The organism is Acinetobacter lwoffii, from assembly GCF_029024105.1.
GTDB classification, from domain to species: domain Bacteria; phylum Pseudomonadota; class Gammaproteobacteria; order Pseudomonadales; family Moraxellaceae; genus Acinetobacter; species Acinetobacter lwoffii.
On sequence record NZ_CP118964.1, the window covers coordinates 71,873 to 97,018 of the forward strand.

Here is a 25,146-nt window from a genome sequence, read left to right on the forward strand (position 1 = left end):
CGCTTACGCTGTTTTCAATGTAGTATTCAATAATCGAGATGATCATTGCAAAAACTTTTCATTTCTGATGTCCCAAAATGGGCAATGGAAACTCGCCCCTGCCTATGATGTTACTTTCTGTGAAGGACCAGGGGGATATCATCAAATGGATATCATGGGTGAGGCACTGGATATTCCTCGACAAGCTCTTGTGAAACTTGGTACTCAGGAAGCGGAACTTTGTGTCCAAGAAGTCGATGAAATTATTGGCTCGATTTGTAAGGTTGCAATCCGATTCAGCAATATCGCTCATGACCTATTACCTGGACAAATTCAAGCAGAGACTCTCCAACTGGTCCAAAATAGGATTGAGCAAATATTCATTTATTGCACTAAATAGCTTTCACAAAGCTTCTATGAAGGGCTTATTCTAACCGTTGTTTTATCACGGCATAAGCTACACCAGTCACCACACTTCCAATCGCAATCGCCAATAAATATTTTAATGGATAATTCATCGCATTCGGAATGATCAGTACCATTACACCGCCATGAGGAGTGACTAGTTCACATTTAAATAATGCAACCAAAGCCCCAGTTACAGCACCACCTGCGATCGCGCATGGAAGCACTCGAATCGGGTCTTTGGCAGCAAACGGAATAGCCCCTTCCGAGATGAAACATAGGCCCAGAACTACAGCAGCCTTCCCTGCATCTTGCTCAGGTTTGGCAAATTTATGCTTTGCCAGAAAAGTTGCAATTGCCATACCCAATGGCGGTACCATACCCGCAGCCATGGTAATCGCCATCGGTCCGTATGTTTGTGACGTAAGTAAGCCCACCGTAAAGGCATAAGCCGCTTTATTTATTGGCCCCCCAACATCAATACACATCATACTCCCAAGGATAATCCCCATGATCATGGCATTGGTCGTCCCCATATTGGCAAGGAAGTGTGTGAGTAATTCAAACAATTGTGCAACAGGCTGTCCAACCACATAAATCATGATTAAACCAACAGCTAAACTGGCCAATAGTGGAATAATCAAAATTGGTTTTAATGCTTCTAGGCTACTTGGGAGTTTAAGCTGTTTCGATAAAAATAACGCAATATAACCTGCAATAAAACCTGCAACTAATCCACCGAGAAAGCCTGCCTCTAATTGTGTTGCAAGTAAACCGCCAATCAAACCTGGAGTTAAACCCGGACGATCCGCAATAGAATAAGCAATGTAACCTGCCAGCATAGGTACCATAAGAGTAAATGCTGCAGCACCTATTTGCTTTAAGGATGCGGCAAAGCTTCCTTCAACAGGATTGAGGCCAAACATAAACGAGATGGCAATGATCAAACCGCCCGCCACCACCATCGGCAGCATGAAAGACACCCCTGTTAAAAGGTGTTTATAAATTCCAGTTTTTTCTTTGTTTTCATTTTCTGTCTTAGTGGCTGTTTGCTTACCCGTTTCAAGCACTTTGGCTTCAGCAATTGCGTTTGCAAAAGTCTTATCCGTTTGCTTAAGGGCAAATCCTGTACTGCAGCGATATACGCGTTTGCCTACAAAGCGATCTGTATTGACCTCAATATCCGTTGCTAAGATCACCACATCTGCTTTGGCAATACTTTCTGCCGATAAAACATTTTTAGCCCCAACCGATCCTTGGGTTTCAACATCAATCTGATAACCGTGCTTTACTGCACCTTGTTGTAAGGCTTCGGCCGCCATAAACGTATGCGCAACACCAGTTGGACATGCTGTAATGGCGACAAAGCGTGTAACCCCTACATTGGCTGCAATAGTTTCATCTAAAGCATCTGAATGCTCAAGAACTTGTTGCAAAAGCATGATCGCATCGTGTTGCGCGTTATTCAAACCAATGACTTTCACAACCTTGTCACGCAGTTGAGTCGCATCTGCCGACTTCTGTCCAACAAAAACAACCGTATCAATAACATTTGATAAATCGAGATGCTCAACTGATGTCGCCACATCATTGGAAATACCAAGTGCTGTTGCTGCTTTGGACAGTTTTTTGGCCAAAATCACTGCATTAATCGGCTGCTCGGGACTATGTGGCACAAATAAAATATGTTTTATCTCTTGCATCGTATTAACTCAATGATTGGACTGAGATTTGCGATTTCAAATCTTCAATAACAGCAAAGTCTGGAAGGGCAAACCCAATTTGGGTCACAGCATTGCTCGCAATTGCGGTTGCTGTTTTCAATGTTTCTTCTGGGGAAGTTGAACTCAACAAGCCATGAATCATACCTGCCAGCAAGGAATCTCCCGCACCCACCGTACTTTGGACGGTGACCTTCGGTGCAGTAGCATGCAGGGTTTGCGTGCGGTGAAGCCAGTTCACCCCGTTTTCACCCATCGAGACCACAATATGTTCGATCTGACTATTTAAACTGGCAAAAAGATGCTGCTGTTCTGCAAACGTTTCTGCTGGCAAATGGTAGGTTTCTGTCAACTCATCTGTATTAGGCTTAATCAACCAAGGATGGGCAGCAATTGCTGCTTTCAACGCAACACCACTGGTATCTACTGCGACTTTTTTACCCGCAGACTGTAACCATAGAATCAGTGTCGAAAGCTCTTCTGCAGAAAAACCTTGTGGCAAACTGCCAGCAATCACAATCACATCAACCTCTAAAATCAGTTGAGATAGACGTTCACATAGTTGTTGTTTTGCTGAGGTATCTACAAAAAAGCCCTTGCCATTGATGTCAGTCATCTGACCAGAAGCTTCTGCAACTTTAATGTTTTGTCGTGTTTGACCTGCAACATAAATAAATTGGTTATCAAATTGCTCTTGCTGGATATGATGGTCAAAAATTTGACGGTTTTCTTGCCCCAAAAAGCCACTCACAATCAGTTCATGTCCCAAATCCTTAAGGACCTGTGCCACGTTTAAGCCCTTACCTGCTGCATGGCTTTGGGCTGTTAACTGACGATTGACCTCGCCAACTTTTAGTTGATCCAATTGCACGGTGAGGTCAATTGCAGGATTCAGAGTAATGCTTAATATCTTAGCCATTCGGTAATTACTCCACCAATGCACGTACGGCAGACGCACTGTCACAACTTAAGGCTTGCTGTGCGACCTGTTGGCAATTTATATAGTTCAAACCACGAATTTGCGCCTTCACCAATGGAATACTGGTACTCGACATACTCAACTCATCCACGCCCAAGCCTATCAATACAGGCACAGCTTTTGGATCAGCAGCCAATTCACCACAAATGCCCACCCATTTACCATGCTGATGTGCTGCCCGAACAGTTTGATCAATCAATAGCAAAATACTCGGATGTAAGCCATCAGCTTCGGCAGACAATAGTGGATGACCACGGTCAATCGCCAGAGTATATTGAGTCAAGTCATTGGTTCCAATACTAAAAAAATCAACTTCTTGAGCAAGAATTGGAGCCAACAATGCTGCCGCAGGAACCTCAATCATAATACCGACTTGTAAGTTTTCACATGGATGCTGTATGCGAACCTCATCCAAAATTGCTTTTGCTGCTCGCCATTCTTCAACCCGCCCAATCATAGGAAACATAATTCTTAATGGGCGATTATCCGCTGCTTTAAGTAAAGCAACCAATTGTTGACGTAGCAACTCTGGCTTCCGTAAAGTCAGACGAATACCACGTAAGCCCAAGAATGGATTTTCTTCCTTTTCAATAGGCAAATACGGCAAAGGTTTGTCCCCGCCCACATCAAGTGTACGTACCACCAATGGACGACCCGCCAAAGCATCTAACACCACCCGATAATCGGCTTCTTGTGTAGCCTCATCAGGCGCACTGCTGTGTGACATAAAGACCAATTCTGTGCGTAGCAAACCAATTGCTTCTGCCCCATCGGCCACAGCCTGTATCGTAGCGCCCACTTTGCCAATATTGGCTGCGATTTCAACTTGATGTTGATCCAGTGTCATGGCAGGTTCTAAACAATGCTGTTCCGCTTGTTCTCGCAACTCACGCTGGCGTTGGCGCTCTGCAATGGCATGATCAATCTGACTTTGCTCGGGTGAGACCACATACTCACCAGTATCCCCATTAATTAGTACTGTGGCATGGTTCTCAATATTTAAAACAGCTACACCCGCACCTACAACTGCTGGAATAGCCAGAGCACGTGCCACAATAGCACTATGGGCACTCGCTCCACCAACCGCGGTCAAAATGCCTGCAACACGATCTTTATTCAGACGCGCTACATCACTCGGGCCAACATCATGCATAATTAAGATATAAGGTTGCTCGGGTTCTGTGACATCGGCCACACCGCACAAAACAGCCAAAACTCGCTCACCAATATCCCTTAAATCAGCCGCACGCTCTGCAAGTAAACGATCGCTAAGTGCAGCCTGTGCGGTAGCAGCCACTTCAATATGATCATGCCAAGCTGCAGCAGCAGACAACCCCTGTTTTAAACCGCGTTGTACACTTTGGAGGAGGTCTGGATCATCCAGCATTTCCAAATGTGCCATGAAGATCTGCTTAATGGCAGTAGATTCAGTATGTGCAATGAATTGACGTAAGCTATTTTTCACCTGATGAAGCGCAATTTCAAGCTTTTCATTCTCAGCTTTAAAACTCTGTCCGCGACGTTCATAACTAAATTCATGTGGCTTCACCACATGTGCAGGACCAAAAGCAAGGCCAGTTGATGCCGCAATACCGCAGCTACCCGTATCGCCATGTGATTCAAAAGGCATTAATTCCAAAGTATTTACGACTGGGTCACTACTGCTGTGCTGATGAGATACAAGATCAACAGCTTCAACCTCTTCTCCTAAGCCCTGTTGAACTGCATCAATAATCTGTTCTAAGCCTGCTACAGCATCAGTATCAGGTTGTGCAATAAAAGTCAGAGTTTGACCACGACGACATCCCATGGCTAATAATTTGGTTAAACTTTTTGCCGAAACGTAAGCCCCCTCATCTACAGCAACGAGAATATCCCCTGCAAATTTCTTGGTCATATTGACCAAGTGTGTCGCGGGACGCGCATGTAGACCATGAGCGTTAGCTAAGACAATACGACGAGATGGCCAATCAGGAATCAGTTCAGCACCAATTAACTGCGCCAACTGGTGACTATCTTGTTCTTGGTTAAGGGTATGAACTTGTTCAGTATCAAACAAAATATCCATTAACCGTTGAAACCGTTGCATATCCAGTTGCTCATTACTGGCAATACACACCAAAGTCTTGAGCATTTCCTGCTGATGGCTTAAAACCTGTTCCGCTTTTACCAAACTTACAGCTGGGCTCAAAACATGCTGGTTAGAAGTGATCGACCACACTCCCTCCCCTAAATGAATCATGCTGTTTAGGTTTAAACCCGACAGAAAACCACACTCCACCATTTTTTGCTGTTTCAGCAACTGTGTTGCCTGCCAAATCAAATCTTCTACATCAAGTGCGGGAACTTGAGTGGCGATTAAATTTTCATGCAATGCCAAAGATGCGGGTTGGGCTTGTAATAATGCAATAATTTGCTCTGCAGATTGAGCCTGTTTCACTTGATCAGCGACATCGTTAATTAAAGCCCGCGTCAAAATTTGTAAGACTTGCAAATGCTCATCTGATTTCGCAGCAATCACTACTGCTAAATAAATTTTATTTTCACCGTCCCAAACAACTCCTTCAGGAAAGTGCGCCAGACGAATCCCAGTTTTTAAAATAGATTGGCGAGACTGAGGCGTCCCATGCGGAATGGCAATTCCTTGTCCTAAATACGTTGCACTTTGTTGTTCGCGCCCGGTCAACCCATGAATATAATCAGGTGTAACCAATTGGTCTTCGACCAAGATATCGACTAGACATTGCAACGCTTGTGCTTTATCAGTGGCGTGTTGTTTCATTCGAATATGTTGTATATCTAGCGCGAGCATAAAGCGTCCTTGCAAAATAGCATAGTGAAAAGCTATGCCTTTTTACTGGAGAAAAAATAAAAGTCGAATTCTACTCAGGATTTACACAAAAATCTGTATATTTTGATTTTATCTTGATAATCATTATTACGACGCAATTAAGAAACGACGAGATTCTCCAAAGCCTAGTGTTGCGATAGTTGGGTTTAGTTCTAATTGAACCGCTCTATCTCTGATTTCAGGGGTATATTTAGGTTTTTCATCGGATCACTACGCTTCGCTACGTCTTGCGAAGCAATGCGTCTCATCTCAGAAAGTTTGGTCTCCGACAAACCCGGTACGGTTCATTCTGTATATGGGATCGTTGGCTATAAAACCCACGCCAAAATGATTCTGATCGTGCGTCGTGAAATAGACAAAATTAAACGTTATGTTCATTTAGGCACAGGTAACTATCATGCAATGAATGCCAAAATCTATACTGATTATGGACTACTGACCAGTGATGCTGATATTTGTGAAGATGTCCATAAAGTCTTTCAGGAGCTCACAGGCATGGGGAAAATGGTCAAATTGAAAAAACTTTTTCATGCACCATTTACTCTGCATTCTCAATTGATTGAACTCATCGAAACTGAAACTGAAAATAGCAAAGCAGGCAAAAAAGCGCAGATTATTATTAAAGTAAATGCCTTAACTGAACCTCAACTAATTGATGCCCTATATAGGGCATCTAAAGCGGGCGTTCAAATCGATTTGATTGTCCGTTCAATTTGCTGCTTACGCCCACAAGTGAAAGGGCTTTCTGAAAATATTCGAGTCCGCTCAATTGTGGGACGTTTTTTAGAACATACCCGGGTTTATTATTTTTACCATCAGGGCGAAAACAAGCTTTATTGCGCCAGTGCAGATTGGATGGGGCGTAATTTATTCTCTCGCATCGAGACCTGTTTCCCAATCGAAGATAAAAAACTTCCTAAACAAATTCTGCAAGATGGCTTAATGAATTATCTTCAAGATAACCGCCGTGCATGGGAGCTTCAAGCAGATGGAACATGGATTCAATGTACACCAAGTTTGGATAAGCCCATGTATATCGCACAACAGCACTTATTAAACCATACATCTTAATTAACCCGAATCCTGTTTAAGCCACTGATTCTATAATTAGAATTTTTGGCTTATTTTGATGGGTGAGTTGATATGCACATAACAATGCGTAAATCCCCAAATTAAAATCCGCGGAATCAGGGACAAAGCCAAGCTCTTAATTCCTTGGGCCTTGGCTGCCATGATTTTTGTTCCCATTACATAAAATCTGTTTTTGGGCTTATAAAAAACCTGCCTGCTACGACTAAAATTACGTTTTTATTCAAGCCATGATCCTCGGTATGCCGAACTAAAACAGCAATTAATTCACTTTGCCGGATTATATACGCGGCTACTAAAATATGAGCATCAGTATTGCAAATACGATCAAACATCTGGATATTGATAGCTATAGGGATGAAATGTTATAAAAAAATATCCGGGCATTGGCCCGGATATTTAAACTCTAAGCAGCTTAGGCAGTTTGCTTTAACGGTTTGATTTCATTTAATTCATGATCTAATTGAAGCTGATACACACGGCTTTGATCAACCTGATAACTACGATTCTGGATGCTATCGATAAAAATCCAGTTCGCCTGTACCTGATCCGGGGTAAATGCAACACTCAAGTATCCGCGTTGATTCAAATTACAATAATTCAGCTCATCAATTAGCGTAGTAAATGCCATTTCAAATTCCTGTAACTGGGCTAAGGGAATCTGCAAATACTTCTCCATACCCGGTGATGAAACTGAACTGGTCGCTAGTTCTACCCCGACTGTACTGCCGGCTTGATCTCTCAAAGTGGAGTTCCAGGCATTATGGGTATCTCCTGCAAGTACAATCAGTTTTTTATTCAGCTGTTTACAAGCCGTATAAATCACCTCACGCTCCACGACGTACCCATCCCAGGCATCAAGATTATAAGGCACAACAGTCAGTATTCTGGCTAATTCTGCCTTTGTCAAAGTTGGATCATTTTGCAGATAGCGTATTTTTAGGCCTACCAGTTCTGTCAGCATCTGACGCACTTGTAGCAACACATCTGCAGTGGCCTGACCACTGGTGATCTGCCCCAAAACAGCCAGAATTTCGGCCGGAATTAGCATCTTGCTCATCAGCACCTGCTGACCCAGCACATTCCAGACGGCATTCGATTGGCTGAGTTGTTTCAGTATCCATTCACGTTGTGTATGTCCTAACAAGGTACGCGTCGGATTGAGCAAATCTGTCTGAAATTTATTGGCATCTAGTCCTGTCGCGGTAAGATAGTCAGCATATTGCAATTGCTTGTTACGCGCCAAAATACGAGTATCCAGCATATTCAGCTGAACCAGATCACCAAAATTAAACTGGCGATAAATATTCAAATGATCTGTTTCAGACACTGGACGAATCGGCATCCATTCAAAATAGGCCTGCAAAGCAGCCAGCTTACGTGCAAAAAAATCACCTTCTGAAACATCATGATTTTCCGCACCCTGCTCCCAGGTATCATTGGTCAGCTCATGATCATCCCAGACCACAATAAATGGATGACGCTGATGTGCTGCTTGTAAGTCCGCATCAGTTCGATACAAGGCATAACGCTTGCGGTAGTCTTCCAGTTTAATGATTTCCTCAGCATTATCTGCAGCCAGACTTCGGCCTAATGCTGCAGCCTGTTCAGTCGCATAACCACCCATCCCGTACTCATAAATGTAATCCCCTAAATGAATCACCACATCTAGGTCTTGCTGGGCAATTTCCTGATAGATATGAAAATATCCGGCTGGATAATTGGAACATGAACAAACGGCAAATTGCACCAGCTTGCTTTGCGTGGCTAAAGTTTTGGTTTGACCGACAGATGAATATACCGATGCACACTTAAAACGGTAAAAATAAGTTTGCCCTGCCGATAGACGATCCGCATCGACTTTAACCGTGAAATCTTGCGACCGACTGGTTTCAACTTGTCCTGTATTGATTATCTGGCGAAAATCCTGATCGGCAGCAATTTCCCACTGCACCTGATAACGCAGGTTTTCATCTTCCGGACTTAAGCGTGTCCATAGAATTATCCGATCCTGTAAGGGATCACCACTGGCCACCCCATGTTTAAAAGCGACTTTAGGATGTGCCTGAGCTTGATCTGAAGCATCCTCATCACTGCCACAAGCGGTCAAAGATATGGGTAAAGACAAAGCACCGAAGCCTGCAATGGAGGTCTTAAGCAGTTCACGTCTGGATATTTTTTTAGTCATAACAGCTTGCTATTGTGGGTTTTTTGTTCTTTTTTAATCCAGTTCGATGACATTAATATCTCTAAATTATGACATTTCTATGAAGCCTAATTTTTCCAAGTCCTAAATATACCAAATGACGATAAAACTAATTTCTGAGAGGCTGAGTTGGGCTATTCGAATTCTTATAGACTGATGACTTTATTTAGAAAATTTCCAATAAGTTGCTTCAAATTTCAGAAAGAAATCATCAATTACGCAGAATAATTCGTTACTATTGAACATCGGGGCTAAAGCTTTAGGTTTGGTAACTCAACTGATGGCTCTAGTCCTCTTATTTTTCAAGTTTATTTCTTATCCGCGATTCGGGTTAATTAACCTGGGGTGATTACTCCATAAGCTATTAGCCCTTAAATGCGCTTTGTACTTTAATCTAATCTCAATAATTAAAGATTAGGGTGGTGTTTCAAAAAGTATGCTGAAAAAAAGCAGGTTGGATTTTGATAAAATAGAGAAATGCGAATAACTCTAGAAATCAAGTGTCCAGCCTGCCTAAGTGACAGTATAAAGAAAAATGGCACAAAAGTAGATGGTAAGCAAAATTACCAATGTAAAATATGCAGACGTCAATTTATTGGTGATCATGCTCTCAGTTATCAAGGCTGTCACTCAGGTATCAAAACCAAAATATTACACCTCATGGTGCGAGGCAGTGGTGTCAGGGATATAGCAGAAATTGAAAGAGTAAGTATCGGTAAAGTTCTACGGACACTTAGCCAATCAAAATATCAACTTCGAGCACAGCAAAGTCATTATGAAACCCTTGAAGTAGATGAGTTTTGGACTTTTGTTGGTCATAAGCAAAATAAACAATGGCTAATTTATGCCTATCATCGAGAAACAGGTGAAATTGTTGCTTATGTATGGGGTAACCGAGATTTAGCCACTGCAAAACGACTTAAATTAAAATTGAAGCAGTTAGGTGTAAGCTATACATGTATATCAAGTGACCATTGGGATAGCTTTGTTACGACCTTTAAAGAATGCAAACAGTTGATTGGTAAATTTTTCACTGTGGGTATAGAAGGCAATAATTGTCGATTACGGCATCGAATCAGGCGAGGCTTTAGGAGAAGCTGCAACTTCTCCAAAAAGCTTGAAAATCATTTCAAAGCCTTTGATTTAGTGTTCTTTTATATCAATAATGGATTCGTTTAATGCCAGCATACTTTTTGAAACACCACCCAATTTTCTATCTGGGTCCAACCTTATGGTTCAAAAAAACAAGGAAATCAACATCTGCTCAAAACTGATAGTGCGGAACGGATTGTGCCTGCCTACGCTTTGCTTAAAGACGATGAATACCAATTTTTTAGCGATTTTGTTGTTGAAAAACGTTTAGAGAATAAGAAAAGTTTATATTTATTCAGCAACTTGAATGAAAATAAAAAACTGAATCGACACACTGTCACTGTACCCCTAAAACTGATAATGAATCAGGTGTTTAAAGGACATCATTATTCATTTCACTCTTTTCGTCACACGACAGCGAATCATTTATCACTTGTACTGAACTGTGAATATGCGCCACTTGTGCAAGAGCTAACTGACTATAGTGCAGATGAGTATCAAAAAACACGAGCTGAACTTCTTCAAAATGAGCATGGACAAAACCATTGGTTTGTTATCGCACATCTTTTAGGACATATAGAACCCGTTGAAACTTTCAAAAGTTATATTCACTTAAGTTATCTCATTGCTGGTCAAAAACTACTGAAACATCATTCAGATATGCAAAATGAACTGGCTAAAAAAATCATGGGCTACAATGCAACGTATAAAAATTTGAAAATAACAAAGGATGAAAAAAATTTTAATTTTGAGAAAAATCAGGCAGTTCTAGCCACTATATTATTGAATGATCAAACAAACTGGCTTCAGAGTAATGCTACTGACATTCTTGAAGAACTTTCAGTACAAACAAATCAACCCCATGACTTTTTTGCTTTCTTCGCCGGCACAGAAGGCTCTAAAATTTCACTTCAACGCTTTTATGAAACCTTAAATCAATTAGAGATTCACAACGATCCTCAAGCTGTATCTCAAAAAATGTATTTACCAGAAGAGCTTGTCAATTATTGGTATGAAAATGCCCTAAATTTAGCAGACATTAAATCAAAAAAATGGAATCCCCGTTTATTTAGTATTGATAGCTCAACCCACTTAAAACCAGCAATGCTCGATAGCGCTGAAGAGCTTTATGCAGTGACATATTTTTTTGAACATCTACAGAAAATAGCTCGTAAAAATCCAGCACAAATTGCATACGTCCTGAATATATTTTTAAATCGAGTGACCGCATCACATACCGGTATCCATTATCGCTGGAAGGATATCGATCAACTCGAACATTTTTACTCCCAGGTTAAGGCTTTATTTCCTGCCAAATTTTGGCACTTATTTGGACAGGATTTGCAAACAAAGTTAGATACTAAACAACAGCCTCAACTTTTCAAATTAGCAAAAGCATCAACAGATAAACATCCATCAACTCAGGAAGAGTTTCCTCGTCTACAACTCTATTCAGTAAAAGATGGTCATGCTCTTGCTGCATTTAAATTTTGCTTACATCTAGCCTGTATTGGCAGACCTCGATCTCTTGAACTGCAAGTTGAAGCTCTAAAAATCACTACATGCGGTTAAATAATTTAACCGTTGCTTCCTTATCTAAAGCCAAACTTAATATATCTTTAGTAAAAATTGAGTGTCTGATCAACGATAATTAAATAGTATAAACTCTATGAATTAGCAGCGTCTGAAACAGGGATCGGTCATGCATACAACATCAGAAAAAACTGCAAAACAGAAAATGATATTAGCTAAGGCAGTTTTAGCTGCTGCTGAACGACTTGGTCTTGCACAGGATCAACTAGCCTTAATACTCAGTATAGATTCGGTGAAAACTTTAACCTCTCTTGAATTAGATCCCACTTCAAAACAGGGAGAAATCGCCCTCACTTTAATCCGTATTACCACATCACTAGATGCTCTGGCGGGTGGAGATACTACCTGGATGCAGCATTTCATGAAGTCATCAAATAAATTAACTAATGGCATTCCGGTAGAACAGATTCAAAATGCTCAGGGATTGTTCTCTGTTTTACAATTGCTAGAGGGTCTTCGAGCAAAACTTTAAAGAAATTAATGCATATAAATAATTTTGTATAATATTTTGAAAATTAATTGATTTATTATATTGTAATTCTTTAATTTAAGATTTGATATTAGGACAGTAATAGCTGTGTTTTAGGAAAAATCAGTGAATAATAAGTTAAAAGAAATTGCAGTTAGATTACAGCAAATTTTAGACCAAATCACATTATTACAAAATGAATATCAAAGCCTTTATCAAGAAAAAGAAAAACTTATATCGCTTGAAGAAAAAAATAAGAATTATTTATCAGCAGAAGAAAGACTTTTATTATTTTCTCAAAGGTTTATTGGACGAACTGATACCTTTGCTTATCGTTGGGAAAATAGCAGTGGAAAATCTGGTTATTCTGTTGCTTGTGCAAATGAGTGGAAACATGGCATTTGTTACAAACCTCAAATTAAATGTTCAGACTGTAAAAGCCGTCAACTATTACCCATCACACAAGAAGTTCTTTATTCTCATTTAACTGGACAGAAAGTTATAGGCATTTACCCACTATTAGCAACAGATCAATGTAGGTTACTCGCAGTAGATTTTGATAAATCAGATTGGAAAAATTGTGTAACTGCATTTTCTGAAGCGTGCTTATCTTTAAATATACCATTTTTGGTTGAGCGCTCTCGTTCAGGTAATGGCGCACATGTTTGGATATTTTTCTCTGAACCAATTGCAGCTAAGCAAGCTCGCTTAATGGGTGCAGGTATTCTAGATAAGGCCATGGAACTTTATCCAGCTCTAGATTTTGAATCTTATGATCGTATGTTTCCAAATCAAGATCACATGCCAGCAGGCGGATTTGGAAATTTAATAGCATTACCCTTACAAAAGCACGCAAGAGCGCTAGGAAATAGTACCTTTATTGACAGTAACTTTAATGCCTTTACTGACCCATGGACTGTTTTACAACAAACTGAATTAATGAGTTCTTCTGAAGTTAATAATATTGTGAATGAACTAGGCTACAATTTCATCGAACAGAATCAAACAGATGTTGACCATGAGGCTCCATGGGTAAAAAATATTCCTAAAAAAAATCAAAAGATCGCGGGATGTCCAGACGCTATTGAATTGGTATTCGCAAATATGATTCACATTCCAATTCAGACATTACCCTCTCAATTGATAGCTCAATTAAAAAGATTAGCCACTTTCTCCAACCCTCGTTTTTTTAAAGCACAAGCAATGCGTTTTTCAACGACAGGAATTCCAAGACACATATGCTGTGCCCGCCTTGAAGGACAATATCTCAGTTTACCACGAGGATGCCTAACAGATATAATTCACTTGCTTAATCAACAAGATACTAAAATAAAACTAAAAGATCAACGTACTAAAGGCAACATATTAGTCAATATAAATCTACTTACCGAATTATCCTCTGAACAGGAAATGGCATGTAAAAAAATCCTTGAACACGATGTTGGAGTTCTACATGCACCAACGGCTTTTGGAAAAACTGTTACTGCAATCTCTATCATTGCCAAACGCCAAACAAATACACTCATTATTGTTCATAACAAAGAACTTGTTTCTCAATGGAAAGAACGATTACATTCATTTTTAGCCGATGTCGAAATTGGTACAATACAAGGTGGAAAAGCCAAACCATCTAATCAAATTGACATTGCAACATATCAAAGTCTAATCAACCGTGTAAATAATTCAATCAAACCTATCGCCTTTAATTACGGACAAATTATCGTAGATGAATGCCACCATTTATCCGCACCAAGCTATGAATTTCTTCTCAGTGAAGTCAGTCCCTACTACATTCTCGGGTTAACTGCTACACCAGAACGTCAAGATGGGCATCAACCCATTATTTTCATGCAAGCTGGTTCTATTGTATACAAAGCGAAATCCAACAATCACACCCAGCTTAAAAAATTATTAATAAAAGTAAATTATGAAGGTGAATTCCCAGAAATTTTCTTTGGTACCGAAAATAAACCACATATTTCAAAGCTGATGCAACATCTTACTGAAGATACAGAACGTAATAATGCCATTATTAAAGATGTCTCTCATTGTATTCAAAATGGTCAGATCCCGTTAATTTTAACTGAACGTAGAAAACATGCCGAAAATCTTAGAAATAAGTTGAATGATTTAGGGTATAAAACATCTATTTTACAGGGAGGTATGAGCCATACAAAAAACATAAAAGAAAAACAAAATTTAGATGATGCTCATGTTGTGATTGCCACGGGAAAATACATTGGTGAAGGTTTTGATCTTCCTCGTTTAGATACCTTGTTCTTGGCATTCCCGATTTCATGGAAAGGCACTTTGGCTCAATATGTTGGGCGTATTCATAGATCAAATGAAGGTAAATTTGAAGTTCAGGTATATGATTATGTTGATGTTAACCATCCGATATTTGTCAAAATGTTTCAGAGAAGGAGTAAAAGTTATAAAGCTCTAGGCTATATTGTAGAACAATCACACAATAATATCGTTTTATAATTTTAGATCTATTGACACTACCCCAATTTTCAATCCATAAGATAATTAAACGTAAAGCCGCTTTTAAAATTCTAAATGTGTGGGTCTCCTTGGCATCAAAATAACTGGCCATCACAAAGGATGCGGGTCCGAATGCAAATTTTAACTGTATTTTCAGAGTCATTTCAGATCACTACGTAGCTAAGGCTGTTTTGCAGATCGAAATGATAAAATTATAAATTGCTTTTCAAGAAAAAAGAAACTAATATGTTTCTTATAACACTAAAAAGCAATAAATGTGTCTACAATGAATGAGTCTTTACTTCAGCAAATCAAAAAAAGACGAACCCAATTGGGCTTAAAGCAAGTTGATATGCAATCCCGTACAGGCATTTCAAGACAGCAATACCAAAAGCTGGAAAGTCAGGGCAACCCTCGATTAGAGACCTTAGAAATTATCGCGGCAGGATTAAATGCTCAACTGATGCTCATCCCTGATGATAAGGTTCATTTGATTAGACAATTATTGAATGATGAAATTAAAGTCACTATTGAAGATCAGGATGACTTAATGACTAACCCATGGAAGGGTCTTCTCGGAGGAGAGGAACCATGAATACTGTTGCCGTCCTGAAATTAACATTACATCACGCTGTCGTTGGATACTTGGCAGGATTTCAGAGCGGAAAAAATATTCTGGTTTTTACGGATTCTTTCCGATTTGATCAGCAACGCCAGACCTTGAGCTTGCTGACTTCCCCCTTGTATCCTCAAGCAGATAAGATTTTAGAAAAGACCTATGTTACACATCAGCGCTTACACCCCTTGCTATCAAACTTGCTACCAGAAGGCGCATTACGCGAACTCATTGCACAAAGCCTTAAAGTACATATAGACAATGAATTTCAGTTATTGGCAGCTTTAGGTCATGACTTACCTGGAGCACTCATTGCGACCCCATTAGATCCAGAAGAAATTCCAGATGAAATAAAATTCAAACTGCAGATCTCGAATCCAGATCAGATTTTAAAGCAAGAGATTCGAACAGATAATAAGTTTTCCTTGGCTGGCGTCCAAATGAAGTTTTCCATGAAAGCCAAAGATGGGCGTTTTACATTAGCACAGGCAATAGAATCCAGTCTATTAGGGGATTGGATTATCAAAACTCCTTCTTCCAGACATGGTTTTGTTCCACTAAATGAATATTCTATGATGAGCCTTGCCAAAACAGTCGGCATAGATGTCCCTGAGATTCGCTTGGTGGATATGGCACTCTTACAAGACCTGCCACCATTAAATTTACCCCAAGAGCAATATGCTTTCGCAATCAAAAGATTTGATAGACAGAGTACTGCTGATACTATAGAGCTTATTCACATCGAAGACTTTGCTCAGATCTTCGGCGCATATCCACATCAGAAATACAGCACCACAAATTATGAGCAGATAGGAAAGATCATTTATCAATTTTCAGATAACAAAATTCTTGATATTCAGCAATTTGCCAGCCGCTTACTCGTCAATATTTTGCTCGCCAATGGAGATGCGCACTTAAAAAACTGGAGTATGATTTATCATGATAAAAGTGCACCCAGATTATCTCCCGCATACGATATATTAATGACCAGTGTATATATTGAAAATGAGCGTCATTTCGCATTAAATCTTGCCAAAAATAAAGATTGGTATTTAGCTGAGATGAAACACTTTGAACAATGGGCTGAAAAAGTCGGTGTTCCATGGCGTGTTATTGAAAAACAACTTCACGCGATCATGGACAAAGCACGGTCAGTATGGCCAGTGCTATTACTAGACTTACCTATGATTTCTGTTCATAAAGAAAAATTAAGAGAACATTGGAAAAAATTGCATCCAGACTTTCAGATACTTACAGATGATTAGGGTAATCTGAAACCAAACTAAATTTTCTCAAACAAGTTCATCACGTCATTTTCCGTCAGTTTCGCTTCGCCCTCATGATCGGTACTTAGAATAGACTGTGCCAGTTCTGCTTTATTTTGCTGTAAGGCAAGAATTTTTTCTTCTATGCTTTTATTGGTAATCAGCTTATACACAAATACTGGCTTGTCCTGTCCAATCCGCCATGCACGATCTGAAGCTTGATCTTCAGCAGCAGGGTTCCACCATGGATCATAGTGAATGACCGTATCTGCGGCAGTTAGATTCAGACCGACCCCTCCTGCTTTCAGACTGATTAAAAATACTGGCACTTGTCCAGACTGAAATGCTGTAATGACTTCATCTCGCTTTTTGGTCTTTCCAGTCAGCTTCACATAGCCAATTTCTGCGTGATGGAGCTGTTGCTCAATCAGTTCCAACATTGAGGTAAACTGAGAGAAGATCAGAATTTTTCGCCCCTCCTCCACCATTGGAACGACCATATCCATCAACTGTTCAAGTTTGGCAGAGTGTGCCTGCCCGGTTTTCACTGAATCCAGCTTTAGTAAGCTAGGATGGCAGCACACCTGACGTAGCTTCAGTAAGGCATCTAAAATTTGAATTTGACTACGTTTAAAGCCTTTTTCTGCCACAATTTTCTGAATATTTTCCTGCATCGTGGCACGAACAGCCTCATATAACTTGGATTGCTGGTCATTCATATCAATATTGACTTCAATCGTAGTTTTTTCTGGCAATTCTTTGGCTACGTCAGTTTTCAAGCGACGTAAAATGAAGGGCTTAATCCGGTTGACCAGCTTTTGCCTTAACTGCTGATCACCGCGTTTTTCAATCGGATGACGGTACTTTTTATTAAAAATTTCTTGTGAATATAAAAATCCTGGCATCAGGAAATAAAATAGTGCCCACAGTTCACCCAAATGATTTTCCATCGGGGTACCTGTTAGACACAAACGATGTCGTGCTTTTAATTGGCGTACTACCTGTGCAGCTTTGGCACGCGGATTTTTGATATTCTGCGCCTCATCCAAAATGAGTTGATGATATTCATATTGCTTTAGTTGTTCTTCATCTCTCGCTAGAAGCGGATAGGTGGTTAACACAATATCATAGTGCGGAATCTGCTCAAAATTCTGATGGCGGTCGGGCCCCTGTAGCAGCAATACCTTGAGCTCAGGGGTAAATTTCTCCGCTTCTTTGAACCAGTTATGCATCAGCGATGTGGGTGCAACAATTAAGGCGGGACTGTCCTGCAAATATCCAGCCTGCTTTTCCATGAGTAAATGGGCTAAAGTTTGTGCTGTTTTCCCCAAGCCCATATCATCTGCCAGAATCCCGCCATGCTGGGTTTCCCTTAAAAACTGTAACCAGCCTAAGCCCTGCTGCTGGTATGGACGCAACTCCCCCTGAAAACCTTGTGGTGTCGGCAGTTGTTGCTGATAGCCTTGTTTGAATTTCTGTACAAATTGCTGCAGGCGATCACTGACCTGCCATGTCATCCCAAGATTATGCTGCAATTCTAATAATTGACTCGCATCATAGCGATCAATACTACGCTCTTCTTGCTGTAAAATGCTCTGCAGATGTAACAATACCGGCTTAATATCCCTAGCGGATAGAGCCAAATCAGGTTGATCAACTGCAGTTTTCACGGTGAAAATTTGACTGTCATGCAGATGACTAAAAATCCGTGGATCAAGTAAATCAGGATTTACTCGCACCAAAGCTACGAGCGCATCAAGCAAATTATAAGAATTACCTGCACTGTCTTGAACCGTCGCCCCGATATTGAACCAGTCCTGCTGACCTTCAGATTCAGTGATAGAAATATTTAAATTTTCGACATATTGCAGGTTAAAGGGGCTGTTTTCCAGATGCTCTATCTGCCAGCCCATCAACTCAATTTGATTGATGGGCATGAGCTGTTTGATCCAGTCTCCATAGAAAGCAAAAACCATAGAATCAAGACGTTGTTTATCCAGTTTTAATTGCTGGTCATAACTAAGATCTTTCACCCACTTCAGTGATTCGACCAATAGCTGTAAACGCTGGATTGACTGTTGTTCCTGAACTAAGTCCCGAAGCTGTCGCACCATTTTGCCATGCTGTTCACCAATAAAACTGTCACCTGATGTACCTGCTTTAATTCGCCCACCTGCATAGGAGAATTCAATTTCAGCACAAACAGACTCTTCCCATTTCCAATCAAATTTATCTGAAACACCGAAGCGTAAAATTGGCTGGGGACTACCCTCAAAGACATCAATATGCTGAATAAACTCGGGTTGAGGCAGATTTTTCACATCTGAATATTGATGAGTCAGTTTCTCAAACTCTGGCAAGAGCTTAGCTGGAAGATCAGGCATCTGTAAAAAATGGTACAGAAGATTTGCCGTATATTCACCATATAACTGGCCCACCGTGTTCTGTTGAATATCCACATAACATGGTGGATGGCTCGCGAGAATCTGAATATGAGGATTTGATTTTAAATCGAGTCGAATATCACCATTGACCAATTCAATGTTTAAATGCTCTGTCTGTTTGTTTACACCTTGTTGCCAGATCAGTTCGATGTGATAGCCTTGTTCTGACCATTGAAGTGCAGTATGGCTCTTTTTTTTCCAGTACACATCGCCACTTTGAATAAAAGATTTGAAATGCTCCAATAAAATGCTTGAGATATCAAGATTGCTTTGATAAAAGCGTTCGTCGCTGTTTATTTTGGCGTAATAATAAATCTGGTTAAATAATTGTCGTTTTTGTTCAGGTAAAGTCAGATGCTTTCTGGTGATATTTTCATATTGGGTATAATAACTTTCCCCTGCAATTGAGCCGTTCTTATTGCGTCTGGCTTTCTGAACATCAACTGTCAATTTCTTTAAGCTGACCGACTGATCTAGCAGGTAAATTAAATAATTGTTTGTTTTGACAGATTGCTCTGGTTCAGTCTGTTGCAAATACCGTTTAAAATCATTCAACCAGCGCTGCGCCTGATCATCCCCCCATCGGCGTTTTGCGATTCCCTGCGGAGATTGAGATTCAGCATAACGCTGTTGAAATTCCTGACGATATTCTTGAAAGAATAACCGCGCTAAAGCAGCAGCATGTTTACAGTTATATCCAACTGGACAAGTGCAGTCATCATCGATTAAACGGTCTTTTTTAAGATTATAGGTAATCGCGGTATCGTAATAATCTGTCCCTTCAATTTGAGCATACATCGTGACATCATCATTTTCCTCAAAGAACTCAATCGTTTCCCTATCAATGTGTTTAGCATAGCTCAGACTGCGATGAAGAGTTGGATTACTAAAGTGAGATAGAAAATTGATCAATGAGGACATAATTACCAGACACCAAAATGTTTATACAATTATAACGGACAAAGCTGTCATTTCAGAACAGTAGCCGAACTGCTCAACCTGAGCACAGATTCGACTCACTCAATAGGAATATTGTGAATAAAGACAATCAAATTCGAGAAGTTAAACAGTTCATTGAGATCGAAAATATCCTGATAGAAAGTGATCATTTCTTCACAACAGTTAATTTTAAACCAAATGGGGTCAAAAGTTTTAGCATTGTTTCTATGTGTGATTCATAGAGATCATTTCAATTTAGCGATCTCTAGATCCATCTTGTAATTGGCATGTTGAATCCGTTCATTTGAGGGGTCGTATTGCTTCTGGACTTCATCTAAGAAAGGAGTTTCTTCACATAATTCAAAGTACCTTTCCATCGGTGTTTTACCTTTCAAAGCCGAATGTGGTCTCATCCAGTTATAGTAATGCTGCCATTCGGCTAGCTTGTCTTGGATATCCTCAGAATCGATATCTACAGTAGCGTAGAACTCAGATTTATCAGTTTTTTGTGAACGCTCTACCTTGCCATTCAGATGAGGTGAACCTGGTTTATTTGGCCTAAATTTGATTCCATGCTGCATCATTTTTTTCTGTACTTTTTCAGCAAAGAATTCCCGCCCACGATCGGTCTGTATTCGCTGTATGGGAAAAGGCATTTCTTCAATTACGCAGTCTAAAAAGTCGAGAGTATTCGCTGCTGTTCGGCGTTTATATATCCTTAAAACGCGATATCGTGTGCAGTCATCGATAGATGTGTACTGATATAGTCCTGGACCCAGTTTACAGGTATCCATTTGAATTCTATCGCCTGGTAATGGGCGTTCATAACGAATGAAATCTGCTTTACGACGGAATTTTTTAATCGGTTTGACTTGATGGGTGGATAGTACTTTATGGATAGTCGCTAAGGACAACGAGACTCCGTGCAGCCTCATCAATTCTGTTTGCAAACGTCGAGCACCAAAATTTCTAGCTGAGCGCATTTCTAATATTAAGGCTTCTAGCTCAGCATTGATTTTAGTATTTGGCGATTTTAAGGGACGTCTACTCTGGCTACTTAATCCATCAATACCTTGCTCAGAATATCGTTTCCACCACTTGCGTAACGTTGGTCTAGAAATGCCACATCTCCGACAAACTAGGCCAGCATCATTAGTCTCTTCAAATAATTTAACTCATACGAGTCTTTGTTGAATTTCTCTGTTCATAGACACCCATTATATTGAAATAATGTCTATGAATAAAATACTTAAATAAAAATTCTCCGACAAACTCAGTACGGTTAATTTTTATCCAAATGAGTTTTCAAAATTATGCTTCATCCATAATCCATTCTTTAAAAAGAGCATCCTCGATTTCATAAGTACCATTTTCTGGTTTAAAAATAATTTGTTTTTTTGATAAAGAACGTAGGGCCGATTGAATACTTGATACCGCAATGTTATCTACACCAATGGAATCAGCCAGATGTTGTCTAAATTGACTACTATAAAGTTCAACTTGTGATTCCGCTATGGCTTTTAAAATTAGCTGTTCTAATAACTTAAACTCTCCCCATAATCCCGAAAAGTCACGATGCCCCATTGTATCGGCTATAAGCTGTTCCTTGGCAAAATCTATAGCCAGCATTGGGTTTAAGGCTAAACGCTCCACTAATGATCTTGCTAGTTGAGGACTTTGCTTCATATCTAAAAAAGCGTGCCATAAAATTTCTTTATTCAAACTACGTCCTGTTGTCTGATTAAATACATCTGCCAGATGATCTGTAAATGCTTTTGTTAGATTTGGAAAAGGTAAATTCTGTCCATAATGAAAAAAGGGAGCACTACTCACAGAAAACATTTGTCTCAGGCCTTCTCGACTTGAACCAGTAAAAACTACCTTTATTGTTTCTTTATGCATATCTAAAGCGGTACGTAAACTGGCAATCGTGGTTTTATATTTTGAACTAGCTAAAGCCTGAATCTCATCAAGTAACAGTAAAATAGGTTTCCCCTGCTGAGCCAGTTTAGTAATGCTAGACAAAATACTGGAATTCACTTGTCCTTGTAGAAGTGTCACTTCAGCTTTTACCCCTGCCACCTCTGTACTTAAAGAACCAATATTTTTAATCCAATGTGTGGCTTTCCCCATTAAGCCATTTTGTTTTGAAAACTCATCAAGAGCTTTTACAAACTGCCCTTCACTATGCAGGCCTGCATCTAAAAAACTGAAATAAAAAACGCGCCATCCAAGCTGTTCTGCTAGGGGCGTAATATCTTTTCGTAAAAATTCAGTTTTTCCCATCCGGCGTGGGGCAAAAAAAGTCAGAGAACTAGCTAGTCCAGTCTCAAACATGCCTAAAATTTGTTTCGCCAGTTCGGTACGTGGAAAGTGCCAAGGGTCATTGGAGATGGTCATCATTTTAATTACTCGGCAATGATTTATTTATTACCATAGATTGTATTAGATTCCATTAGATTGTAAATGTCTAATTAGATTTCTTTAATCTAATAGGATCTAATCAGGCCAATAAAGCACCTTCTTACCGATCAACTGTTTATTTTATAACTCCATTATTTTGTGGTTTAATAGACATATATGGACATAAGACCCGATATTATGGATTTAAAATTCAGAAAACCTGAAGAAGTTGTTGGATTATTATGTGAGAGGCTTCGTAAAGAACGACTTTATCTGGAAATGACTCAGGCAGATGTTGCTGCACGTGCTGGTATTGGTGTGAATACAGTATCCAATCTGGAAGCAGGTCGAAATGTTTCATTTGAAAATTTAGTACGCGTTGCCATGGTCCTAGGCCGATTACAAGAATTAGAGGAACTCTTCAAACCTAATTTAAACAGTGTAGATGATATTCTTCGCTATGAGAGCAATACGGCTCGCCAACGTATCAAAAGGAAATAAATCCATGCTCAAAAAACTTAATGTTTACTACAATGGATGGGGTGAATATTGGCTTTAGGGTACACTGGTCTCCTCAACAGCAATCACAGGTCGACCATTAATTGCCTTTGAATACAGTGCTGAAGCGATCCGTAAAGGTTTAGAGCTTTCCTCTTACCTACTTCCATTAAAAGGTGACCCATTAAGAAAAAACTTTCCTACACAGCAAATGGGATTACCAAGTCATATATATGATGCATCACCCGATGGCTGGGTGTGCTCCAGAATTTTGGTGGCTATTCAGTCCATCATTACTTACATTCCAACTCTCTAGTTTTCCAACTAGCCCAGGTTATAATAATGGCCACCCAAAATACGATTGATCTATTATGAACAACTCCAATGACCCTTTACACGGCAAAAAACTTGCTGACATTTTGGATGAATTATTGGATTACTACGGTGGCTTTGAAGGTTTAAGTCGTAAAATTGAAATTAGATGTTTTTGCATAGACCCAAGTGTTAAATCATCATTGCGATTCTTGCGTACCACACCATGGGCACGTGAAAAAGTAGAAAGCTTATATTTGTACGTCTTACGCCAAAAGGCAAAACAGAAACCGTAGCCCCAGGCAACACCCCCTCTCATTATAAAATTATACCAGTCAGTAAAACACCTTTAGATTAAGCATGTGTATGTTGGTTATTATTGTTGATTATCACAATAAATTAGTGACCAAAAATCAAAGTACCCCACCCTACCTTAAATTACACCACACAAAATAAAAACTCTATATAACTGTTATATATAGAGTTTATTAAAATACCAATTATGTTATTTAGTGTATTTTATGTCGGTGACTCTTGCCAAGGTTGGTTTTTTTCAAAAGGAAGCTTTGTTTACCCAAATTATTTAGATAAGAATCTCTTTTTCCAAAGGAAAGTTGGCAAAGCCTTAGTAATGTGAGTAATTAAATCGCTTACTCTTTCTCTAGTTTGACCAGGCAATCCGATGTAATATCTGCAATGGTTCTTGCACCAGTCAATGTCATTGCCACACGCATTTCTTTCTCAATCAAATCTAGTAAATTACTTACCCCAGAACCGCCGGCAGCACCAAGTGCGTATACAAATGCACGACCAAGCATACAAATATCTGCACCCATAGCCAACATACGTACCACATCAAGACCGTTACGAATCCCTGAATCTGCTAAAATTTTGATGTCACCTTTGACCGCACTTGCAATTGAAGGAAGCGCACGAGCAGAAGACAAAACACCATCAAGCTGACGACCACCGTGATTGGAGACCACAATTCCATCTGCTCCGAAACGTACCGCATCCTTGGCATCCTCAGGATCTAAAATCCCCTTAATAACCATGGGACCCTCCCAATAATCACGAATCCACTCAAGATCTTTCCAAGAAATTGAAGGGTCAAAGTTATTTCCCAGCCAACCGATATAATCTTCCAGACCTGTCGGCTTACCTAAATATTTCGAAATGTTACCCAAATCATGCGGACGACCCAATAAACCGACATTCCAAGCCCAGTGTGGGTGCATACACGATTGCATATAACGACGTATTGCAGCATTTTTACCACTCATTCCTGAATGTGCATCACGATAACGCGCACCTGGAACAGGCATATCGACTGTGAATACTAAGGTAGAACAGCCTGCGGCTTTAGCACGTTCCAAGGCATTTTTCATAAAACCACGGTCACGTAGTACATACAGTTGAAACCACATCGGACGTTGAATCGCAGGTGCCACTTCTTCAATTGGACAAACTGAAACTGTTGATAAGGTAAATGGAATGCCCTTTTTATCTGCGGCAACCGCGGCTTGAACTTCACCACGACGCGCATACATACCCGTTAGACCTACAGGTGACAATGCCACTGGCAACGCCAAATTTTCACCAAACAATTGCGTTTCTAAGCTCAGCTCAGACATGTCATTTAACACACGTTGACGTAAAGCGATTTTTGATAAATCGTCTACATTACGCTTTAAAGTATATTCCGCATAGGCACCACCATCGATGTATTCAAATAAAAATGGCGGTAAACGACGTTTCGCAGCTTCACGATAGTCATTTGCAGAAGAAATAATCATAA

At 39.9% G+C, this 25,146-nt stretch carries 13 protein-coding genes and 10 pseudogenes; 12 read left to right on the plus strand and 11 right to left on the minus strand.

What is annotated here, in order from left to right:
* Positions 1 to 7 precede the first annotated feature (7 nt).
* Positions 8 to 375 (plus strand): annotated as a pseudogene (locus PYW33_RS15640) (HipA domain-containing protein); the annotation flags it as partial.
* A 29-nt stretch (positions 376 to 404) separates the two neighbouring features.
* Here PYW33_RS15640 and PYW33_RS15645 read toward each other — a convergent pair.
* The 4 genes and pseudogenes from PYW33_RS15645 to fruB all read right to left on the minus strand — a co-directional run.
* On the minus strand, positions 405 to 2,087 hold the full coding sequence (locus PYW33_RS15645; RefSeq protein WP_004647821.1) for a fructose-specific PTS transporter subunit EIIC: 1,683 nt from the start codon (positions 2,085 to 2,087) through the stop codon (positions 405 to 407).
* Positions 2,088 to 2,091: 4 nt separating this feature from the next.
* Positions 2,092 to 3,024 (minus strand): 1-phosphofructokinase, encoded by a 933-nt coding sequence (pfkB, locus tag PYW33_RS15650; protein WP_004647820.1) that lies wholly within the window; start codon positions 3,022 to 3,024, stop codon positions 2,092 to 2,094.
* Positions 3,025 to 3,031: 7 nt separating this feature from the next.
* Positions 3,032 to 4,681 (minus strand): annotated as a pseudogene (gene ptsP / locus PYW33_RS16955) (phosphoenolpyruvate--protein phosphotransferase); the annotation flags it as partial.
* 86 nt (positions 4,682 to 4,767) lie between these two features.
* Positions 4,768 to 5,896, minus strand: a pseudogene (fruB, locus tag PYW33_RS16960) (fused PTS fructose transporter subunit IIA/HPr protein); the annotation flags it as partial.
* 330 nt (positions 5,897 to 6,226) lie between these two features.
* On the opposite strand from fruB, the pseudogene PYW33_RS15660 reads away from it, so the two are divergent.
* Positions 6,227 to 7,006, plus strand: a pseudogene (locus PYW33_RS15660) (polyphosphate kinase); the annotation flags it as partial.
* Between the two features lie 16 nt (positions 7,007 to 7,022).
* On the opposite strand, the pseudogene PYW33_RS16965 reads toward PYW33_RS15660, so the two are convergent.
* Positions 7,023 to 7,112, minus strand: a pseudogene (locus PYW33_RS16965) (IS982 family transposase); the annotation flags it as partial.
* Positions 7,113 to 7,182: 70 nt separating this feature from the next.
* Between PYW33_RS16965 and PYW33_RS16910 the strand changes: the two are divergent.
* Positions 7,183 to 7,395, plus strand: a pseudogene (locus PYW33_RS16910) (hypothetical protein); the annotation flags it as partial.
* A gap of 44 nt (positions 7,396 to 7,439) precedes the next feature.
* On the opposite strand, the gene PYW33_RS15665 reads toward PYW33_RS16910, so the two are convergent.
* Together PYW33_RS15665 and PYW33_RS15670 are read right to left on the minus strand one after the other, a co-directional pair.
* Positions 7,440 to 9,212 (minus strand): alkaline phosphatase D family protein, encoded by a 1,773-nt coding sequence (locus tag PYW33_RS15665; RefSeq protein ID WP_004647817.1) that lies wholly within the window; start codon positions 9,210 to 9,212, stop codon positions 7,440 to 7,442.
* Positions 9,213 to 9,320: 108 nt separating this feature from the next.
* A pseudogene (locus PYW33_RS15670) lies at positions 9,321 to 9,476 on the minus strand (IS982 family transposase); the annotation flags it as partial.
* A gap of 231 nt (positions 9,477 to 9,707) precedes the next feature.
* Between PYW33_RS15670 and PYW33_RS15675 the strand changes: the two are divergent.
* The 6 genes and pseudogenes from PYW33_RS15675 to PYW33_RS15700 all read left to right on the plus strand — a co-directional run bounded on the left by PYW33_RS15675 (position 9,708) and on the right by PYW33_RS15700 (position 16,752).
* A complete protein-coding gene (locus tag PYW33_RS15675) occupies positions 9,708 to 10,409 on the plus strand; it encodes an IS1 family transposase (RefSeq protein ID WP_004282341.1) in 702 nt (233 codons plus the stop codon).
* 27 nt (positions 10,410 to 10,436) lie between these two features.
* Positions 10,437 to 11,894: pseudogene (locus PYW33_RS15680) on the plus strand (site-specific integrase); the annotation flags it as partial.
* Positions 11,895 to 12,024: 130 nt separating this feature from the next.
* A complete protein-coding gene (locus PYW33_RS15685; protein ID WP_004647815.1) occupies positions 12,025 to 12,387 on the plus strand; it encodes an antitoxin Xre/MbcA/ParS toxin-binding domain-containing protein in 363 nt (120 codons plus the stop codon).
* Between the two features lie 123 nt (positions 12,388 to 12,510).
* Positions 12,511 to 14,871: a TOTE conflict system archaeo-eukaryotic primase domain-containing protein gene (locus tag PYW33_RS15690; protein WP_001060549.1), complete on the plus strand. Its 2,361-nt coding sequence runs from the start codon at positions 12,511 to 12,513 to the stop codon at positions 14,869 to 14,871.
* Between the two features lie 286 nt (positions 14,872 to 15,157).
* Positions 15,158 to 15,466 (plus strand): helix-turn-helix transcriptional regulator, encoded by a 309-nt coding sequence (locus PYW33_RS15695; RefSeq protein ID WP_001005874.1) that lies wholly within the window; start codon positions 15,158 to 15,160, stop codon positions 15,464 to 15,466.
* A complete protein-coding gene (locus PYW33_RS15700; protein WP_004647812.1) occupies positions 15,463 to 16,752 on the plus strand; it encodes a type II toxin-antitoxin system HipA family toxin in 1,290 nt (429 codons plus the stop codon). The genes PYW33_RS15695 and PYW33_RS15700 overlap by 4 nt, the downstream gene beginning before the upstream one ends.
* A gap of 17 nt (positions 16,753 to 16,769) precedes the next feature.
* Here PYW33_RS15700 and PYW33_RS15705 read toward each other — a convergent pair whose 3' ends face one another.
* The 3 genes and pseudogenes from PYW33_RS15705 to PYW33_RS15715 all read right to left on the minus strand — a co-directional run bounded on the left by PYW33_RS15705 (position 16,770) and on the right by PYW33_RS15715 (position 22,538).
* Positions 16,770 to 20,117: a DEAD/DEAH box helicase gene (locus PYW33_RS15705; protein WP_004647811.1), complete on the minus strand. Its 3,348-nt coding sequence runs from the start codon at positions 20,115 to 20,117 to the stop codon at positions 16,770 to 16,772.
* Between the two features lie 263 nt (positions 20,118 to 20,380).
* Positions 20,381 to 21,343 (minus strand): annotated as a pseudogene (locus PYW33_RS15710) (IS481 family transposase).
* Between the two features lie 103 nt (positions 21,344 to 21,446).
* Complete coding sequence (locus tag PYW33_RS15715; protein WP_002058158.1) at positions 21,447 to 22,538, minus strand: ATP-binding protein; 1,092 nt, start codon at positions 22,536 to 22,538, stop codon at positions 21,447 to 21,449.
* 198 nt (positions 22,539 to 22,736) lie between these two features.
* On the opposite strand from PYW33_RS15715, the gene PYW33_RS15720 reads away from it, so the two are divergent.
* From PYW33_RS15720 to PYW33_RS15730, 3 genes and pseudogenes are all read left to right on the plus strand, one after another.
* Positions 22,737 to 23,039, plus strand: a complete 303-nt coding sequence (locus PYW33_RS15720; protein WP_002058191.1) for a helix-turn-helix transcriptional regulator — start codon at positions 22,737 to 22,739, stop codon at positions 23,037 to 23,039.
* Positions 23,040 to 23,103: 64 nt separating this feature from the next.
* Positions 23,104 to 23,292, plus strand: a pseudogene (locus tag PYW33_RS15725) (type II toxin-antitoxin system HipA family toxin); the annotation flags it as partial.
* Between the two features lie 115 nt (positions 23,293 to 23,407).
* Complete coding sequence (locus PYW33_RS15730; protein ID WP_004647809.1) at positions 23,408 to 23,644, plus strand: VF530 family protein; 237 nt, start codon at positions 23,408 to 23,410, stop codon at positions 23,642 to 23,644.
* A 354-nt stretch (positions 23,645 to 23,998) separates the two neighbouring features.
* Here PYW33_RS15730 and lldD read toward each other — a convergent pair whose 3' ends face one another.
* Positions 23,999 to 25,144 (minus strand): FMN-dependent L-lactate dehydrogenase LldD, encoded by a 1,146-nt coding sequence (gene lldD, locus PYW33_RS15735; protein WP_004282143.1) that lies wholly within the window; start codon positions 25,142 to 25,144, stop codon positions 23,999 to 24,001.
* Positions 25,145 to 25,146: the final 2 nt, after the last annotated feature.

Coding starts and splice junctions, on each gene's coding strand:
- PYW33_RS15645 (WP_004647821.1), bottom strand. CDS start 2,087: ATGCAAGAGATAAAACATATTTTATTTGTGCCACATAGTCCCGAGCAG.
- pfkB (WP_004647820.1), bottom strand. CDS start 3,024: ATGGCTAAGATATTAAGCATTACTCTGAATCCTGCAATTGACCTCACC.
- PYW33_RS15665 (WP_004647817.1), bottom strand. CDS start 9,212: ATGACTAAAAAAATATCCAGACGTGAACTGCTTAAGACCTCCATTGCA.
- PYW33_RS15675 (WP_004282341.1), top strand. CDS start 9,708: ATGCGAATAACTCTAGAAATCAAGTGTCCAGCCTGCCTAAGTGACAGT.
- PYW33_RS15685 (WP_004647815.1), top strand. CDS start 12,025: ATGCATACAACATCAGAAAAAACTGCAAAACAGAAAATGATATTAGCT.
- PYW33_RS15695 (WP_001005874.1), top strand. CDS start 15,158: ATGAATGAGTCTTTACTTCAGCAAATCAAAAAAAGACGAACCCAATTG.
- PYW33_RS15700 (WP_004647812.1), top strand. CDS start 15,463: ATGAATACTGTTGCCGTCCTGAAATTAACATTACATCACGCTGTCGTT.
- PYW33_RS15705 (WP_004647811.1), bottom strand. CDS start 20,117: ATGTCCTCATTGATCAATTTTCTATCTCACTTTAGTAATCCAACTCTT.
- PYW33_RS15715 (WP_002058158.1), bottom strand. CDS start 22,538: ATGATGACCATCTCCAATGACCCTTGGCACTTTCCACGTACCGAACTG.
- PYW33_RS15720 (WP_002058191.1), top strand. CDS start 22,737: ATGGATTTAAAATTCAGAAAACCTGAAGAAGTTGTTGGATTATTATGT.
- PYW33_RS15730 (WP_004647809.1), top strand. CDS start 23,408: ATGAACAACTCCAATGACCCTTTACACGGCAAAAAACTTGCTGACATT.
- lldD (WP_004282143.1), bottom strand. CDS start 25,144: ATGATTATTTCTTCTGCAAATGACTATCGTGAAGCTGCGAAACGTCGT.